Annotated in this window: 15 protein-coding genes; 1 reads left to right on the top strand and 14 read right to left on the bottom strand. The window is 56.2% G+C overall.

All coding sequences use genetic code 11. From position 1 onward, the window contains the following. The 14 genes from FJ398_17485 to FJ398_17420 all read right to left on the bottom strand — a co-directional run. The coding region (locus tag FJ398_17485) for a hypothetical protein (GenBank protein MBM3839722.1) at positions 1-348 on the bottom strand (348 nt) is incomplete at its 3' end. A gap of 78 nt (positions 349-426) precedes the next feature. Further along, positions 427-747 (bottom strand): transcriptional regulator, encoded by a 321-nt coding sequence (locus tag FJ398_17480; GenBank protein MBM3839721.1) that lies wholly within the window; start codon positions 745-747, stop codon positions 427-429. 236 nt (positions 748-983) lie between these two features. Beyond that, positions 984-2,600, bottom strand: coding sequence for a hypothetical protein (locus tag FJ398_17475; GenBank protein MBM3839720.1), 1,617 nt, complete (start codon positions 2,598-2,600; stop codon positions 984-986). A 209-nt stretch (positions 2,601-2,809) separates the two neighbouring features. Next, positions 2,810-3,331, bottom strand: a complete 522-nt coding sequence (locus tag FJ398_17470; GenBank protein MBM3839719.1) for a FeS assembly protein — start codon at positions 3,329-3,331, stop codon at positions 2,810-2,812. Continuing rightward, on the bottom strand, positions 3,328-3,855 hold the full coding sequence (locus FJ398_17465; GenBank protein ID MBM3839718.1) for a rhodanese-like domain-containing protein: 528 nt from the start codon (positions 3,853-3,855) through the stop codon (positions 3,328-3,330). The genes FJ398_17470 and FJ398_17465 overlap by 4 nt, the downstream gene beginning before the upstream one ends. 49 nt (positions 3,856-3,904) lie before the next feature. Next, positions 3,905-5,161 (bottom strand): cysteine desulfurase, encoded by a 1,257-nt coding sequence (locus FJ398_17460; protein ID MBM3839717.1) that lies wholly within the window; start codon positions 5,159-5,161, stop codon positions 3,905-3,907. Positions 5,162-5,196: 35 nt separating this feature from the next. Beyond that, on the bottom strand, positions 5,197-5,748 hold the full coding sequence (gene sufT / locus FJ398_17455) for a putative Fe-S cluster assembly protein SufT (protein MBM3839716.1): 552 nt from the start codon (positions 5,746-5,748) through the stop codon (positions 5,197-5,199). 39 nt (positions 5,749-5,787) lie between these two features. Next, on the bottom strand, positions 5,788-6,234 hold the full coding sequence (locus FJ398_17450; GenBank protein ID MBM3839715.1) for an SUF system NifU family Fe-S cluster assembly protein: 447 nt from the start codon (positions 6,232-6,234) through the stop codon (positions 5,788-5,790). 3 nt (positions 6,235-6,237) lie between these two features. Beyond that, a complete protein-coding gene (gene sufD / locus FJ398_17445; GenBank protein ID MBM3839714.1) occupies positions 6,238-7,599 on the bottom strand; it encodes a Fe-S cluster assembly protein SufD in 1,362 nt (453 codons plus the stop codon). A 28-nt stretch (positions 7,600-7,627) separates the two neighbouring features. Next, a complete protein-coding gene (gene sufC, locus FJ398_17440) occupies positions 7,628-8,386 on the bottom strand; it encodes a Fe-S cluster assembly ATPase SufC (protein ID MBM3839713.1) in 759 nt (252 codons plus the stop codon). Positions 8,387-8,493: 107 nt separating this feature from the next. Then, positions 8,494-9,942 carry a Fe-S cluster assembly protein SufB gene (gene sufB, locus FJ398_17435; protein ID MBM3839712.1) on the bottom strand — a complete coding sequence of 483 codons (1,449 nt, stop codon included), beginning with the start codon at positions 9,940-9,942 and terminating at the stop codon, positions 8,494-8,496. A 24-nt stretch (positions 9,943-9,966) separates the two neighbouring features. Next, a complete protein-coding gene (locus FJ398_17430) occupies positions 9,967-10,395 on the bottom strand; it encodes a transcriptional repressor (protein ID MBM3839711.1) in 429 nt (142 codons plus the stop codon). Positions 10,396-10,462: 67 nt separating this feature from the next. Beyond that, positions 10,463-12,403, bottom strand: coding sequence for a tRNA uridine-5-carboxymethylaminomethyl(34) synthesis enzyme MnmG (mnmG, locus tag FJ398_17425; GenBank protein ID MBM3839710.1), 1,941 nt, complete (start codon positions 12,401-12,403; stop codon positions 10,463-10,465). Positions 12,404-12,406: 3 nt separating this feature from the next. Then, entirely contained in the window at positions 12,407-14,002 is a 1,596-nt protein-coding gene (locus tag FJ398_17420; GenBank protein ID MBM3839709.1) for a glucose-6-phosphate isomerase, read from the bottom strand. 202 nt (positions 14,003-14,204) lie between these two features. Between FJ398_17420 and FJ398_17415 the strand changes: the two genes are divergently transcribed. Then, the gene (locus FJ398_17415; GenBank protein MBM3839708.1) at positions 14,205-15,464 is read left to right on the top strand and encodes a hypothetical protein; all 1,260 of its coding nucleotides are present in this window, start codon (positions 14,205-14,207) and stop codon (positions 15,462-15,464) included. The last annotated feature ends 708 nt before the right edge of the window (positions 15,465-16,172 follow it).

Here is a 16,172-nt window from a genome sequence, read left to right as displayed (position 1 = left end):
CTGCTTTACGCGCTTGGCATAGGCAGTTTCTTCTTCGTCCCGTTCACGGCCAGGAAAGAGGCCGTATTCCTTGGTGTGGTCCTCCGGCGTCACCGTGCGCCAGTAGTTCAGATACTGCGCATAGTCCGCCTTCACTTCGACAAGGTACGTCCCGGTCAAGTCCGGCGTGTCAAAGCTCACGGGCTTGATCTCGCGAGGTCCGATACGGGGAAGCTCCGTCACGGGGCGGCCGTCCGGGTAGCACTCGGGGAACATCCAAAAGGTTCGATCTTCAGTGATGATCCCGCGCCGGTCATCGGTCATGCCGAAGTAGGGGTAGTCAGAGCCGTCAATCCGCACTGTGTTCATGTCAGCCTTCCTTTCCTTTGCAATCCGGCAGGGCGAAGTCCGACGCCGCAAGCGCCTGCCGTTCCTTCGCCGTGGCGGTCACGCCGTCGCCACTGTCACACGGGGGACAAGCCCCAAGTCATCCCGGATCGCGCGCACGATCGCCGCCAGGCTTCGGGCCGTGGGATTCCCGCGCTTGGACAACATCCGATGCAGCGCCTTCTCGCCAAAACCCGTCTGTCGCGCCAGTTCCTTGAAGGTGATCTCCGCATGAACCAAGTCACGCAGCATGGACAATCCCTCTTCAACCTCGCCTTCCAGCAATGCGTTCATCGCTTCCGCGTAAAGTGCCCGCGCGAACCTCGGATCGCGCTTGATCCGGGCCAGAACCGTTTCCCGATATGTTCTCGTCAATGCCATGTCACACCTTTGCTTTCTTGTATCGTTCCCAGCGTTCCGGTCCACACGCGCCGCCGTCATCGGGTCCAGCCTTTCAAACCATTCCCCAAACGGCGACCGGCTGCCTTCCATGAACTCCCGCAACTCATGGTTCATAAGGTAACTTATACATTACCATTGTCAATCCCGGAACTGTCGTTGGTCCCGATTTCTCTGTCATGGTCGCCCCTTTCTGCACGTTATGAGTTCGGCCTTGTTCATGCGCCCGGCTTTCCTTCCAGGATGGCCAGCAGCCGCGCCTTGTCGCGCTTCCAGGTTCGTGCCGTCATCCGCTCGGCGATGTCGCGGGCGTGTTCCTGTCGATCGTGTCCGTTGCTGTTCGTTCCGCTCGTGAGAAAGTCCGGCATCGCGGATCGGATTTGCTCGCGCAACTGTTCTTGGGATCGTTGGTCATAGTGCCGGAGCATCACGTCATCCGCCGTGTGCCCCGTCACTTGGCGGATCGTTTCCGGCTTCAACCCCCGCGCCAGGGCAAGCGTGATCCACGTCACGCGGAAGCTGTGAAAGTCCCGCACACTCGCCCGCCGCAATCCGTTCTCGCGGTCCACCGTCACCACGTCGCGGACAAACTCCGGCAAGGGCTCCGGCTTCTTCCGCGTCCGTATCACAGCCGCGCCGATCATCCGTTCGACTTCGTTCAGGTAGCCGCTCACGCTTCCCTTGCTCAATTCAAGCTCGCGGAGAATCTGCGGGAAGTTCTTGCCGTCCATGTAAAGGCTGAAGACCGCCCGCATCCGCTCCCGCTTCGCGTCCGCCAGGTCCGCCTTGTCTATCGCCTCAAGCCCCATGCGCCGCGTCTCGTCCGGGGGCAGGACGGGCAGGCCCGGCGTGGTCCCCTCGCGGATCGCCTTCGCCGTTTCCGCGTCCACGAATCCGGCCCGCGCCATGATCCGCCGGACTCGATTTGTGATCCCGTCCGAGTTTGCCAGGTACATCAAGGCTTGTTCCGGGAAACAGAACTTGTCCCCGTTCCCGGCGTGCTTCTTCAACTCCTCGTAAAGCCAGTCGAATATTGGAATCTCCGCCCGCTTGCCCGTCTTCGCCGTCTTCACCGTGATGAAGCGCCGGGCAAGGTCAACGTCCGTCCATTTCAGGCAACAGCAGTCCCCCTTCCGCATCGCCGTACAGATCCCCGTCACAATCACAGGGCGGATAAAGTCGTCATCCCGCGCCGCGTCCAGGATCGCTTTCAGTTCTTCCGGGGTGAACGGCTTGCGGAAGACCGTTGCCGCTTCCTTCGCCGGGACCGTGGCAAGGTACTTCCTGAAAGCATCCGAATCCGGGGCCAGGTGGCGGAAGGTTGTCCGCAACAGCTTCAACGTGTCGTTCCAGGTCTTCGGCGTCACGTTCCGCGCTTCCTCCGCGTCCATGTAGGCGCGGACGTGTTCCCGCGTGAGTGTGTCCATGTCTTCGACGGACGGGAATTGCTGGCGGATGAAACCGGCGAAGCGGGCCAGTCGCGCCTTGTTCGCGCTCGTGTAGCGTTCAACCGTCTTGCGCGTCCGGGGAATTCGTTCCCAGGCGTCCGCCAGGTCCGCCAACTTCACCGATTCGACGCGGTGCCCCGTCTTCAGTTCAAGGACACGTTGCGTGAGTTCCTCAAGGTTGTGCTTCGCCCGGATTTCGTCCAGGATTCGATCATGTTCATGGATCGCCTTGCCCCTCGATCTCTCGAAGGCGTGGTCGCCTTCTTCCGTGATACTGCGCGGGCGGCATCCCTCGATCTTCACGCCCAGGTTGATGAGCTTCGAGTTGCCCTTCACCATAAAGCGGCCGTACCACCATTGACTTGTTGCTTTCCAGTCCAGCGCCATGACGCAGCCTTTCTTGCGCGTTCGTTGGCGGGCATCATTGGGCAGGGAAGTTCAAGCGTCAAGAGGCTAATTTCCCTTTTTTCGCACTCGAAATTCGCGTATTTCTTAGTAAAAACCTTGTAAAAAACTCATCGTTGAGGCTCATAACCTGAAGGTCAGAGGTTCAAATCCTCTCCCCGCAACCAGCTCGCGCCGCCAAGGTCCGTTTCTTACTCAGGTCGCTTCGTGGGCAACAGGACAATTCGAATGCCCGAACCGGCTTTTGAAGCTTCCTCCAGTTTGCCCAAAAGACTCGAAGCGCCAGCCAGGGCCTGACCACTCCCCTCGTCCGAAGCATGTTTTCCTCGGCAATCTGAAACTGGTTCCAGCGCGGATCGCAGCGCCTCTTCGACAAGTTGAGAGCAATGGATTTTCATCGGCGGCAAAGGACCGAGCTCGCCGGATAATTCGTCGCTCGACATGGAAAGGGCTTCCTCAACCGTCTTCCCCCGGATCATCTCGGTCGCCAAGCTCGCCACGGCAATGGCGGTCTCGCAGCCGAATGATTGGAAGGTCGCACGGTCGATGATTTTCTTTCCTTGCTCCTCTTTGAACTTGATCCACATCCGCAGCATTTCCCCGCAACCCGAATTCCCCACGGTGCCGACCGCGTCGGCGCCCTCCAGTTCGCCCATGTTTTTGGGATTCTGAATCGCTTCAGCAACCCGTCGTTGGAGATCCGTGTCGCTCATGTCTTGGGCGAGATTTCAAGGCGGTACCGCGGCAGATTCGCATCGACTTCCTGCGACCAGGCATCGATTCCGCCGCGAATGCATCGGACATTCGTAAATCCGTGTCCGAGAAAATACGCTGCGGCGTCCAGGCCATGTTTGCCCTGGTGATCGACAATGACCAGGAACTGATCGCGCGGCCAGCGGCTCAGGATTTCTTGCATGGTGGTTTGCGAGAGCAGGAGAGAGCCTTCGATTTGGACAGCCTCGAATTCTTCGCGGGAGCGCACGTCCACGAGTTTTGCAGATTTGTCGCGTGCGCGAAGCTCACTCAGTTCGGCGGGAGAAATGAGAATCCTGGCGTCCAGTTCATGGCTGGCCTGGATATGGTCAAGGACTTCTGAGACGTTCAGATTATTGTTCCGCTGACAGAGCTGTGCGAGGGTCTCGGTCATTTGAAATCCACAACTGCTGCAGCCGCCAATGTGGTAGCGGCGGAACAACGCCCGTTGCGCGCCCGGGTACGCCTCCAGCACCTCTTTCATGACGCTGCAAGGACCGATATTGGAAATCAACGCGGACATGTCCTCTGCTTCAACGGCTGAAGAATTTCTGGATCTCTCTCAGCACTTCGACAAAGCGGTCGATCTCCTCCTCCGTGTTGTAGAAATAGAAACTGGCTCGCGCGGTTGCTTCCACGCCGAGTTTTCTCATGAGGGGCTGATTGCAGTGGTGGCCGCCGCGCAGGGCAATTCCCCGCTGATCCGCCACGGTGACCAAATCATGCGCGTGAACGTCAGCCACCAGAAAGCTCACCAGGCCGGCGCGGCCCACGTGCGGGCCGAAAAGCCGAAGTCCGCTCAGACGCGAGAGCTTTTCGTAGGCATAGGCCGCCAGTTCGTGATCCCGTCGGGCGATATTCTTGCGTCCGATCTTGTCGAGATAATCCATCGCTGCGCGCAGACCGATCGCTCCGCTGATATGGGGTGTGCCTGCTTCAAATTTGTGCGGCACCCGATTCCACGTGCTGCGGTGAAAATCAACGCTGGAAATCATGTCGCCTCCTCCCTGATAAGGCGGCATCGCTTCGAGCAATTCGTGGCGTCCGTAGAGGACACCGATGCCCGTGGGGCCGCACATTTTGTGGCCGGAGAAGGCCAGGAAGTCGCACCCAATCTCCTGGACGTCCAGGGGGCAGTGTCCGGCACTTTGAGCGGCATCGACCAATGTGACGGCGCCAAGTCTTCGCGCGCGCCGGCAGAGTTCCGCGACGGGGTTCACCGTGCCCAGCGAATTGGAAATGTGGCTCACCGCGAGCAATTTCACTTCCGGCATCAGCCATTCGTCCAGTCGATTGAGGTCGAGGATTCCCCGGTCGTCGGTGATGGGGAGGTAGATCAACTGCGCGCCGACTTGTTCGGCCAGGAGCTGCCACGGGACGACGTTGCTGTGATGCTCCATTTGGGTGAGGACGATTCTGTCCCCCGTCTTGAGGTTCTTCCGGCCCCAAGATTGGGCGACGAGGTTGATGCCCTCGGTTGTGCCGCGGGTGAAAATGATTTCATCCGCACTCCTGGCATGGACGAATTGAGCAGCGCGAACCCGCGCCGCTTCGTACGCCGCGCTGGCGCGATTACTGAGCTCGTGCACGCCTCGGTGCACGTTGGCGTTGTCCCGCTCGTAATACGAACAGAGCGCCTGGATCACGGACCGGGGCTTCTGGGTCGAGGCCGCGTTGTCGAAATAGATCAGAGGGTGGCCGTTGACGGTCTGGTGCAGAATGGGGAAGTCGTTGCGCAAGGCCGGCCAATCGATCGTGCTTGTCGTGGACTCAAGTAAGGAACTCGCCATGCTCATGCGGCTGATTCGTGTCGTCTGCTCCTCGGTCAATACAGTCCGAGTTGAAGTTTGGCTGCCTCGGTCATCATGCCTTGATTCCAGGGCGGATCCCAAACCAACTCCACGTTCGCCTCATCCACGCCTTCGAGAGACAAAAGCTTGTTTTGGACATCCTGTTGCAGCATGGGCCCCATGCCGCAGCCCGGAGCCGTCAGCGTCATTTTCACGTTCACGCGGCTGCTGCCGGCAGCGATCGGCTCAATCTGACAATCGTAAATCAAACCCAGATCGACTATGTTGACCGGGATTTCTGGATCGTAACACGTTCGCATGGCGTCCCAAACTTGCTTCTCGAATTCCTCGGGGGACGCCGCTTTCCCGGCTCCGGAGGCCGCTGGCTTCAGAACTTGGATTCCAAGCGAGTCGGCATTCTTGCCGTCGATCCGGAACATGTTCCCGTTGACGACGACAGTATAGCTGCCGCCGAGCGACTGCGTGATGTAAGCCTGTTCGCCTTTCTGGAGCGTGACAGGAGTCCCCGACGGGACCATGGCGGCTTCGACATCCCGGGTCAACGTGACTGGACCGCTGTCATGCATAAGAGTGAAACGCCAGTTGGAGCTTAGATTCGAAGCCACTCATTCCGTCGAGACCGGTTCGGGTTTTCCATCGACCGCGGCCATAACGGCGTGCCATGGAAGAATGGCACATTTGACGCGCGACGGGAATTTGTGGACGCCGGCGAACACTGCCAGTTTCCCAACTTCGTCGGCGCTCACGTTGCCTGTTGTCACCATATCGTGAACCTTTTCAAAAAGTCTCTTCACTTCGTCTTTGCTCCGGCCTTTGAGCGCATCCGTCAACAAGGAGGCCGACGCTTTTGAAATCGCGCAGCCCGATCCCTGGAAACTGATGTCTTTGACGACCTCGCCTTCGAGCAGAAGGTACATCGTGACCTGATCTCCGCAAAGTGGATTTCGACCTTCGGCTCTTCGGTTCGCGCCATCCATTCTTCGGAAATTCCGCGGACTTTTGCTGTGATCGAGAATGACCTGTTGATACAGGTCGTGCAGATCATCAAACATGGTTTACCGCCTTTCCGCGACGTGGGGGTTCTGTTCCAGCCGGTCCCAGATCAGGTCGTCAAGTTCCTTCCGCGCCGCTGCGCATTGGATCCGCTCGACAATCTCGCCGGCGAACGCGTGGATCAGCATCCGCCGGGCCGTCTCAAGGCCGATGCCGCGGGCGCGCAAATAAAAAATCGAGTCGTCATTCAATTGGCCGATCGTGGCTCCGTGAGTGCACTTCACATCGTCGGCGTAAATCTCAAGTTGAGGCTTGGTGTTCGCCGTCGCGCCGTCCGAGAGCAGCAAGTTCTTGTTCGTTTGCTTGGCATCGGTCTTCTGCGCTTCCGGCCGGACCAGAATCCGGCCGTGAAAAACCCCGCGGGAACGTCCGTCCATGATGCCGTTGAAATACTCGTGGCTGGTGCAGTGAGGTTTGGCATGCTCGACGATCATGTGGTGGTCGCACAATTGATCGCCCTTCGTGAGGTACAGGCCGTTCAACACGCAGTCGCTCGCTTCGCCATCCATTTTGACCCGAATATTGTTGCGGGACAGCCGCGCGCCCGTAGCGACCGAGTGCGCTGTGAAATTGCACCTGGCGCCAAGGTGGGCGTGGATTGACGCGACGTGAAACGCCTCCGGACTCTCATCCTGAAATTTGCAGTATTCCACCGCCGCGCTTTCTCCAACCACCACCTCCGTCACCGCGTTCGTGAAACCGGTTGGCTCGCCGATTTGGGCATAGCACTCCAGGACCGTGAGTCGGGAACCATTTTCAGCAAGAATCAAGTTTCGCGGGTGAGAAGTGTTTCCAAGGCCGGTGGCCGTGGAAATGAAGAACAGCACAATGGGCTCTTCGAGTGTGCTGTCCGGTGTTGCATGAACGAAGGCGCCGTCTTGAAAGAACGCCGTGTTCAGCGCTGTAAAAGGGTTGTCATCGACGCGGGCTGACTTCGCGAAATGCATCTCCAATAAGTTCGGTTCCTTGATGAGGGCAGTTTTCAGGTTTTCGACCCGGAGACGAGAGTTCTTCTGTGGAAGAACTGAAAGATCGGAAACAAAACTTCCGTTGACGAAGACCAATCTGACGCCGCCCAACTTGCCGAGGGGCAACTGATCCACGGATCCGGAAGCCACGTCACGCGGCGCAAAATCCAAGATCGGCTGGAAAGGGAGATTCGCGATCGGCGCCACGTTGGTGTAGAGCCAGTCTTCATCGCGCAGCGTTGGGAATCCTGTTTCCGCAAAGCGCGCCAGCCCCGCCTTGCGCACGGGAAACACCCAGGAAGGCGATTCTTCGCCTCGGCTCTTCTCAAGCCGCTCAAAGCTCTTCAAGAGAGGATCGGCGACGCTCGTCTCCCGGTTCTGTGGCGTTGCGATCATGGGATAGCCCGATGGCATGTGCGGCGCGTCACGCGAATTGAGGTTCTTCGCGGATGATCCAATCGTAACCTTTCTCTTCGAGCTCCAGGGCGAGTTGGCGTCCACCGGAACGGACGATGCGGCCGTCGAAGAGAACGTGAACGTGGTCCGGCACGATGTAGTTGAGCAAGCGCTGATAATGCGTGATCAGGAGTTGGGCGTTGTCCGGGCGCTTCAGCCGATTCACGCCGTTGGAAACGATCTTCAGGGCGTCGATATCCAACCCCGAATCCGTCTCATCGAGAATCGCGAGCTTGGGCTCCAGCACCGCCATTTGGAAAATCTCGTTGCGTTTTTTTTCCCCTCCGGAAAAGCCTTCATTTACCGGGCGCTTCAATAGATCTTCACCCAGATCCAGCAACTTCATTTTCTGTTTCACCAGGGCCAGGAATTCGACGGCGTCAAGTTCTGCCAGGCCTTTGTGCTTGCGAATCTCATTGAGGGCCGCCTTCAAAAAGTAGGTGCTGTTCACGCCGGGGATTTCAACCGGATACTGGAAGGCTAGAAAAACGCCTTCTCGCGCGCGCTCTTCCGGATCCATTTCCAGCAGGTTCTTTTCGCCATAGAGAACTTCCCCTTCAGAGACGTCATAGCCTTCGCGACCCGCCAGGATTTGGGCCAGAGTGCTCTTGCCACTGCCATTGGGCCCCATCACGGCATGGACTTCGCCAGGCCGTATAATCAAGTTGACTCCCTTGAGAATGGCTCTGCCTTCGACGCCCGCGTGCAGATTCCTTATTTCCAGCATAAATGGATTTCTGATCAACCGTTCAATAGACAAATCGACCTTCCGACTTACATGAGTTCGTTGCGAAACACTTCACAGCGCGAACATTCAGGCCGCCGCCTGCCGCGCTAGCCAACGCTCCCTTCCAAACTCACTCCCAGGAGCTTCTGGGCCTCGACCGCAAACTCCATCGGCAATTGTTTGAAAACGTCTTTGCAGTACCCATTGACGATCATATTGACTGCGTCTTGAGTCGAGAGGCCCCGTTGATTGCAATAGAAAATCTGGTCCTCGCCGATTTTCGACGTCGTCGCTTCATGCTCGACTTTGGACGAAGTGTTCTTGATCTCAATGTACGGGAAAGTGTGCGCGCCGCATTTGTTTCCCAGGAGCAAAGAATCGCACTGGGAAAAATTCCGGGCGTTCGCGGCCCCCTTCAACACCTTGACCAGGCCCCGATAGCTGTTTTGGCCGTGGCCGGCGGAAATCCCTTTTGAGACGATCGTGCTTCGGGTGTTTTTTCCAACGTGGACCATCTTGGTGCCGGTATCGGCTTGCTGATAATTGTTTGTCAGGGCAACCGAGTAAAACTCACCGGTCGAGTTGTCACCCTGCAACACAACGCTCGGATACTTCCAAGTGATCGCTGATCCCGTTTCGACCTGAGTCCAGGAAATCTTGGAGTTCTTGCCTTTGGCCATGCCTCGCTTGGTGACGAAATTGTAGATTCCGCCGCGTCCCTGCTCATCTCCAGGATACCAATTCTGAACGGTCGAGTATTTGATTTCTGCGTTGTCCAAAGCCAAAAGTTCCACGACCGCAGCGTGCAACTGATTCTCGTCGCGCATGGGCGCGGTGCATCCTTCCAGGTAGCTCACGTAACTCCCCTCCTCGGCGATGATCAACGTCCGCTCAAACTGGCCCGTGTTCGCCGCATTGATTCTGAAGTAAGTCGAAAGCTCCATCGGGCAGCGCACGCCCTTCGGAATGTAGCAGAACGAGCCGTCGCTGAAGACCGCGGAGTTCAAGGCGGCGAAGAAATTGTCGGTGTACGGCACGACAGTTCCAAGGTATTTCTTAACCAGATCCGGATGTTCCTGAACCGCCTCCGTAAATGAACAGAAGATGATTCCTTTCTCCGCCAGTTTCTCTTTGAAGGTTGTCCCGACGGAAACACTGTCAAACACGGCATCGACCGCGACGCCGGCGAGTCGTTCGCGCTCCTTCAGCGGGATACCGAGTTTCTCGTAGGTTTCCAACAGCTTGGGATCCACCTCGTCCAGGCTTTTCGGCCCGGCTCCTTTCCGCTTCGGTGCGGAGTAGTAAATGATCTTTTGGTAATCGACGGGCGGGTATTTCACTTTCGCCCAGGTAGGGTCCGCCATCGTCAGCCAATGACGATAAGCCCTCAATCGCCATTGAAGCAAAAAATCGGGCTCATTCTTCTTCGACGAAATCAGACGGACCGTGTCCTCGTTCAGCCCAGGTGGAGCGGACTCGGTTTCGACATCCGTGACGAATCCGTATTTGTACTCCGTCTTGACAAATCCTTCGATGGTTTCGGTAGCCGTGCTCATAGGACTCAGAGGCTAAAGGAGGGACTATTCTTCTGCGACACATTCGGGGCAGAGACCTTTGAGGGAGATCTCACGGCGAGTCAACTTGAATCCCTTTGGAAGGCTGATCTGCGCGAGGCCATCCACCTGTTTCGGATCGATGTCATACACGTGGCCGCAATCGTCGCAACAAAAGTGGTAATGATCCTCCATGTTCGGGCAAAACCGCGTCGCGCCCCGATCAACATTCACTTGTCGAACCAGATTGCACTTAACCAAGGCGTCCAGGCAGTTATAGACCGTTGCAATCGAGATGTCCGGTATTGTCTGCCTGGCGCGAATGAAAACCTCTTCCGCAGTCGGATGATCGCGGGTCTGAAGCAGAACATCATATACATGCTGCCTTTGCGCCGTGAACCGCAGACCGCTGGTCGCGAGGCGCTCATTCAATTCATGAGTTTGTGCTTTCTGCATTCCGCAAATAGGTGGTGAATTTAGTCGCCGAATTGCAGCTTGTCAATATTTAGAATAATTCTAAATCTCAACAATGCTCTGCCGAGGTCACAGGAAGCACGGCCGGTTTGTCTGGCCACTGTGCTGGATTTCGTTTCATCCAGACCATAATCAGACTCACATCCGCAGGCGATACACCTGAAATTCGTGCGGCCTGTCCAAGAGTTTCCGGTCGGATTCGTTCGAGCTTCTGCCTCGCTTCGGTTCTAAATCCCGGCACCGTTGAGTAATCCAGCCAACTTGGAATCCGCTTGTCTTCCATTGCTTTGAATTTCGCCACCTCTTCCTCTTGGCGTGCTATGTAGCCCGAATACTTTACTGCAATCTCCACTTGTTGAACAACCTCCAAACTAATCGAATTGTTTCTTGCTGGAAGATCAGCGTATCGTGTTTCGGGACGCCGGAGTAATTGCAGCAAAGAGACCGCTCCAACGCGAGTCGTTGACAATCTATCTAGCTCTCGATCAACTGATTGCCTCTTTGATACGAAACTCTCGTAATTCCTCTTCGGCAACAGCCCGATCTCTTGACCGATTTCAGACAGCCTGAAATCCGCGTTATCCTGCCGAAGCGTCAATCTATACTCAGCCCTTGACGTGAACATCCGATACGGCTCAACGGTGCCTTTAGTAATCAGGTCATCAATCAACACACCTATGTAGGCTTGGTCTCTCCTTAATACGATAGGAGTTTGGCCGAGGACTTTTCTTGCAGCGTTTACTCCGGCGATTAGCCCTTGCGCACCAGCTTCCTCATATCCTGAAGTCCCGTTGATCTGACCAGCAAGAAATAGGTTTCGACAAATCTTAGTCTCCAGAGACGGGCTCAGTTGAGTTGGAAAGACGAAGTCATATTCCACGGCATAAGCCGGGCGCATGATTTCGGCTTGCTCGCATCCGCCAATGGTTCGAACAAGCTCAATCTGTACTTCAAAAGGCAGGCAAGTAGAGAATCCGTTTACATAGATCTCGTCGGTCGAGATTCCCTCAGGCTCCAGGAAAACCTGGTGCCGCTCTTTATCCTGGAACCTCATGATTTTATCCTCGATCGAAGGACAGTATCGCGGTCCGACACCTTCGATTACACCGGAATACATGGGAGACTTGTGAATGTTCCTGCGGATCAGACTGGCAGTCGCATCCGTGGTGTAGGTTATGTGACACGGCAGTTGACCATTGATCCTGTCGAGGATTGATCCAGGAGGGTAGGCTCGGTTTGAACGACGGATGTCATTTGGATTGATCCCCGAATGTTCCACGTGGAACAAATCGCACTTCCAGAAACTGAAGAACGGCACTGGCTCATCTCCCGGTTGACTCTCTGTCTTTGAAAAGTCAATTGAACGCCTCAGAAGTCTGGGAGGTGTCCCAGTTTTCAACCGTCCAAGCTCAAGGCCAAGTTCCTTCAATGAGCCGGACAAACTCATGGCGGCGGACTCTCCAGCTCGACCTCCCGATTGCTGCGACGCCCCTACATGCATGAGTCCACGCAAGAAAGTGCCCGTAGTGATTACTACGGCTCTTCCTCGGTATTGCACTTGCAGGTTGGTTTCTACGCCCGTGACGCTTCCGTCTTCGTAGAGCAACCTTAGAACTTGGCCTTGCCTCACATCCAAGTTGACCTGTTTCTCACAAATCCACTTGAGCCTGAATTGATAGGCCTTCTTGTCGCACTGCGCTCGCGGAGCCCAAACAGAAGGCCCTTTGCGGGTGTTCAACATCCGGAACTGAAGTCCTGTCATGTCGGTGGCCTTGCCCATTTCACCACCCAAAGCATCGATCTCACGAACTAAGTGTCCCTTGGCCAGCCCGCCAATCGCAGGATTGCACGACATCTGCCCGATGGTGTCTGCGTTGATTGTGAGCATCAGCGTCTGGCAACCCATCCTGGCAGCAGCTAGTGCAGCCTCGACGCCGGCGTGACCGGCTCCAACTACGATTACGTCGTAATGCTTCGGGTAAACGAACATGACTCAGGCTCTCGCGTAAGTAGCCGATGTCGGCGTTGTGCCGGGATATTTCTTGATTCCTCTGTCCGGATTTGCTGCGAGATGCTCGCATATCTTGAACACGCTCTCCACGTCTTCAGGAGCACCAATCTCTCGAGCGATCTGATCACACGAGAACGCGCGGACGCTGTTCTTGGATAGGAATTCAATGATCTTCAACTGCCAGTCGATCACAGCACCTGCGGCCTTTTTGCCCGCTTCCACGCCAGGTTGATGATAGGCGTTGATGTTTACTAATGTGGCGTAGAAGCCAACGGCCCTCTCGTAAAGAGCGATCAAGACACCTACAGAGAACGCTGAGACGTCTCGAATTGTGACTGTAATGGATTCTCGATCCTTCTCATATAAGGCCTGCCTAGTTCCTAACAAGAATCCGCTCAAGTAATCTCCAGTTGTTACGTTTGGATCCACCATGATCGAAACGCCATTCCGATCTTTGAGTGTTTCAATGAAAGTGACGAAGAAGTTGCACACTCCATCTCTAAGTTGTTGCACATACGCATGTTGGTCGGTAGAACCCTTGTTTCCATACACAGCAATTCCTTGATTGACTACCTTTCCATCCAGATCCAACTCCTTTCCCAATGACTCCATTACCAACTGCTGGAGGTAACGCGAAAAAAGTTCCAACCGATCCTTATACGGCAGCACAACCATATCCTTCGATCCTCGACCGTCCCCTGCGTAGTGCCAGATCAATGCTAGTTGAGCGGCCGGATTCTCCTTAATATTAGGTTGTTTTGTGATTTCGTCGCACGCCTTGGCACCATCAAGCATAGCGTCGATATCGAAGCCTTGCAGAGCTGCCGGGAGCAGACCGACTGCAGAGAGTTCACTTGTGCGTCCGCCAACCCAATCCCACATCGGAAACCGCCGAAGCCATTTTGATTTTTCAGCAAAACTATCCAGGACGCTGCCCTTTCCCGTCACTGCAACTGCATGCGCTGCAAAGCTTAATCCGGCTTCAGAGTACGCCGCGCTGGCCTCGAGCATGCCGTTTCTCGTTTCCTTAGTTCCTCCGGATTTGGAAATAACGACACACAAGGTTTGGCCGAGCCGATCCTTGATCCCGCTGAGAATCTTCTCCATCCCATCCGGGTCTGTATTGTCGAAGAAACACACACTGAGTTTGTCCTTGGCTGGATGTCCAAGAGCATTGGAGACAAATTGCGGACCCAAGGCCGAGCCGCCGATGCCGATGACCAGGAGGTTCTTGAAATCGCCTCGCTCCCCGCGAATCGTTCCCTTATGAACATCCGAAGAGAATATTCTAATCTGGGTTAGCGTTTCCTCAATTTCTCGGCGGATTTCCGGCTGGGGGGCGAGCGCAGGATTCCGCAGCCAATAATGGCCGACCATGCGTTTCTCGTCTGGGTTGGCGATCGCCCCGCGCTCCAGCTCCACCATTGCGCGAAAGGCCTTTTGCACGCGTGCTTCCATGGAATCAAAGTAATCGTCCGGGAAGTTCATTCGACTCAAGTCAATCGCCAGCCCTATTTTCGGAAATTCCGAGTAGTATTTCTGAAACCGGCTCCAAAGCTGTGTGCGCGTGTATTTCATAAAAATTCGCGTTCATCCTAACGAATTCGATCTGGCGTCAACAGGGAAATCTACGCCATTGCGGAAACGGCGGAAACGGCGGAAACGAGCGGAAACGAGCGGAAACAGCGCGACGTCACACCAATCGCTTTCTCCAGATGCCAAGGCTGTCGCCTTTGTCCGCCGGAGCGATGGACGCCTCATTGTCGCTGAATTGTCGAACATGCGTGAGCATGAGATTGGGGCGTTCACCTTCCCCGTGCCGGGTTCTGCAACGCCGAGTCTTTGTTGGACGCCCGACAGTCGGTACCTGCTATTCAAGGCGTCTGACGCCGACGGAGCCGATCTTTATGCCCAACGGATCAGGGACGGGGTTCCAGATGGTAATTCAATTCTGATCAAAAACGACGTCGGTGAGATCAGTCCTCTCCAAGTCTTGCGGGACGGACGGCTCCTCTTTCGGCGAGGTGACCCGCCAAGGCAGCCATCCCTTTCCTATTATCTCGCCAGCGTTGATCCAGAAACAGGCCGAATCGTGGGAAGCCCAACGAGAGTGACCGACACCGTTTCGGGAGGTGGGGATCCGTCGCCTGATGGGCGGAGCGTTGCTGTCCCCGCATCCTTCCGAGGGTCTTTCGTGGGTGGCTGGACCAACCTTGGCATCGTCTCAATCGAAGGAAAAGTGGAACGGATCATCCCCATGACTCTCCGTGGGGTGCTGCCCCAGGCATGGTTTCCCGACGGAAAAAGTCTGATGGTGCACACAGCCGGGTCGATGAATGGGATTTTCCGCGTCGATATCGCGACCGGCCAGACACAAAGCCTTTTCTCCGTTTCACTGGCCAACACGAATACAGCTTCTTGGGGCGGCTACGTAACGCATTTTCCCGCGCTGTCGCGTGATGGCCGGAAGATCGCCTTCCTTATGCCTATCGACTATGAAACAAAGCAAACAGGTCCGCGTGCGTTATTCGTCATCAACGCAGAGCCAGCGGCAAAACCTCCCTTGGTTTGGAACGATCCGAATGAAGTTGTTGGCTGGCCAGGATGGTCCCCCGATGGAAGTTTCATCGCGTTCATGGGGCGAAATCCGAAAACCAAAACCGTTCGGATCCTTGTTGTGCTTGCAGCCGGAGGCGAGGTGAGGGAGTTAGCGCGCCATGACAATGCGGTTGCACCACCCGTGGGCGTGGAGGGCGGCTTAAGCGGAGGGCTGACCTGGTTGCCGAATGGAAAGTGCATCTTCTATACCCGGGTCCGAGAGGGGGATGAGTCACCCTCGCGGAGAAAAGAAGTCTGGCGCGTGAGCGCGCAAGGCGGCGACAAGGCGCGAATCGTCGAGTTGGATTCCTACGACGCGCGTCACTTCCGGTTCAGCAGGGATGGCCGCACGTTGTTTTTTGTGGGATTACGCAATCCAGAGCGACCGCCGTCTCAACCGATCGGATTCTTCACGCTGGAAAACTTTTTGCCGAAGGAATAGCTGGCTACGACGTAAGGGCGACGAAACCCACGTCCGCGCCAAGATCATCTCCTCGAAGCTTTCCGTGATTCCGGACCGCACTTGGTCACCGCTGAGTGGGTGCTGGCCGAAGTTTGGAGACGCTTACTGTCAGCCGCCAGACTGGATTCAGCGCCGAAGTGCCGGGGAAGGTGTCAGCCAATAGGACTGGCAACTCGACTGTTTCGTTCTCCACTCGGAAGGCCCGAAAGTGGGCGAGACTGTTGGCCGGGCCCGTTACACAAGCGCAATTTTGAGGTGTTAGATCCGCTGGACTTGCGGAGGCAGGAAAGTCGAACTCTACAATAGCCAGCCCCCTGCTCGCGTCAGGGGAAACACCGGTCTCATGGCCGACGGGTTTCAATCTTTGCTTGTCATCCCGTCGAATCGAACTGCGACGCTCCGGCCTCTATGCCTTCGCCGGTGTTGCCGCAAGTGGGGCCGCCGGCGCGCTCAGGGCAGCTACTTCGGCTTCGACCAACTCGCGCGTGCGGGCTTTCAAATCGGCCACGGGAATCTTGCCTTCGTCCGCTTTCTTGAGAAGCGACTTCTGGGCAAGGTAGTCCTTATTGGTCACGCCGGCTTTGCTCTGGAGCATGCGCCAGGCTTTGCGGCGTTCGACGGCGAAGAGCACCATTTGCCGGGAGACAGCGTAATACTTCAACCTCTCGTTCACCTCCGCCTTGATGT

This window comes from Verrucomicrobiota bacterium (assembly GCA_016871535.1).
Taxonomy (GTDB): Bacteria; Verrucomicrobiota; Verrucomicrobiia; order Limisphaerales; family SIBE01; genus VHCZ01.
This window is presented reverse-complemented; position numbering and strand designations above follow the sequence as displayed.

What these genes read in the sequence shown, in the direction of transcription:
- FJ398_17480 (MBM3839721.1), bottom strand. Translation starts at nt 747, where the DNA reads ATGGCATTGACGAGAACATATCGGGAAACGGTTCTGGCCCGGATCAAG.
- FJ398_17475 (MBM3839720.1), bottom strand. Translation starts at nt 2,600, where the DNA reads ATGGCGCTGGACTGGAAAGCAACAAGTCAATGGTGGTACGGCCGCTTT.
- FJ398_17470 (MBM3839719.1), bottom strand. Translation starts at nt 3,331, where the DNA reads ATGAGCGACACGGATCTCCAACGACGGGTTGCTGAAGCGATTCAGAAT.
- FJ398_17465 (MBM3839718.1), bottom strand. Translation starts at nt 3,855, where the DNA reads ATGAAAGAGGTGCTGGAGGCGTACCCGGGCGCGCAACGGGCGTTGTTC.
- FJ398_17460 (MBM3839717.1), bottom strand. Translation starts at nt 5,161, where the DNA reads ATGGCGAGTTCCTTACTTGAGTCCACGACAAGCACGATCGATTGGCCG.
- sufT (MBM3839716.1), bottom strand. Translation starts at nt 5,748, where the DNA reads ATGCATGACAGCGGTCCAGTCACGTTGACCCGGGATGTCGAAGCCGCC.
- FJ398_17450 (MBM3839715.1), bottom strand. Translation starts at nt 6,234, where the DNA reads ATGTTTGATGATCTGCACGACCTGTATCAACAGGTCATTCTCGATCAC.
- sufD (MBM3839714.1), bottom strand. Translation starts at nt 7,599, where the DNA reads ATGATCGCAACGCCACAGAACCGGGAGACGAGCGTCGCCGATCCTCTC.
- sufC (MBM3839713.1), bottom strand. Translation starts at nt 8,386, where the DNA reads ATGCTGGAAATAAGGAATCTGCACGCGGGCGTCGAAGGCAGAGCCATT.
- sufB (MBM3839712.1), bottom strand. Translation starts at nt 9,942, where the DNA reads ATGAGCACGGCTACCGAAACCATCGAAGGATTTGTCAAGACGGAGTAC.
- FJ398_17430 (MBM3839711.1), bottom strand. Translation starts at nt 10,395, where the DNA reads ATGCAGAAAGCACAAACTCATGAATTGAATGAGCGCCTCGCGACCAGC.
- mnmG (MBM3839710.1), bottom strand. Translation starts at nt 12,403, where the DNA reads ATGTTCGTTTACCCGAAGCATTACGACGTAATCGTAGTTGGAGCCGGT.
- FJ398_17420 (MBM3839709.1), bottom strand. Translation starts at nt 14,002, where the DNA reads ATGAAATACACGCGCACACAGCTTTGGAGCCGGTTTCAGAAATACTAC.
- FJ398_17415 (MBM3839708.1), top strand. Translation starts at nt 14,205, where the DNA reads ATGCGTGAGCATGAGATTGGGGCGTTCACCTTCCCCGTGCCGGGTTCT.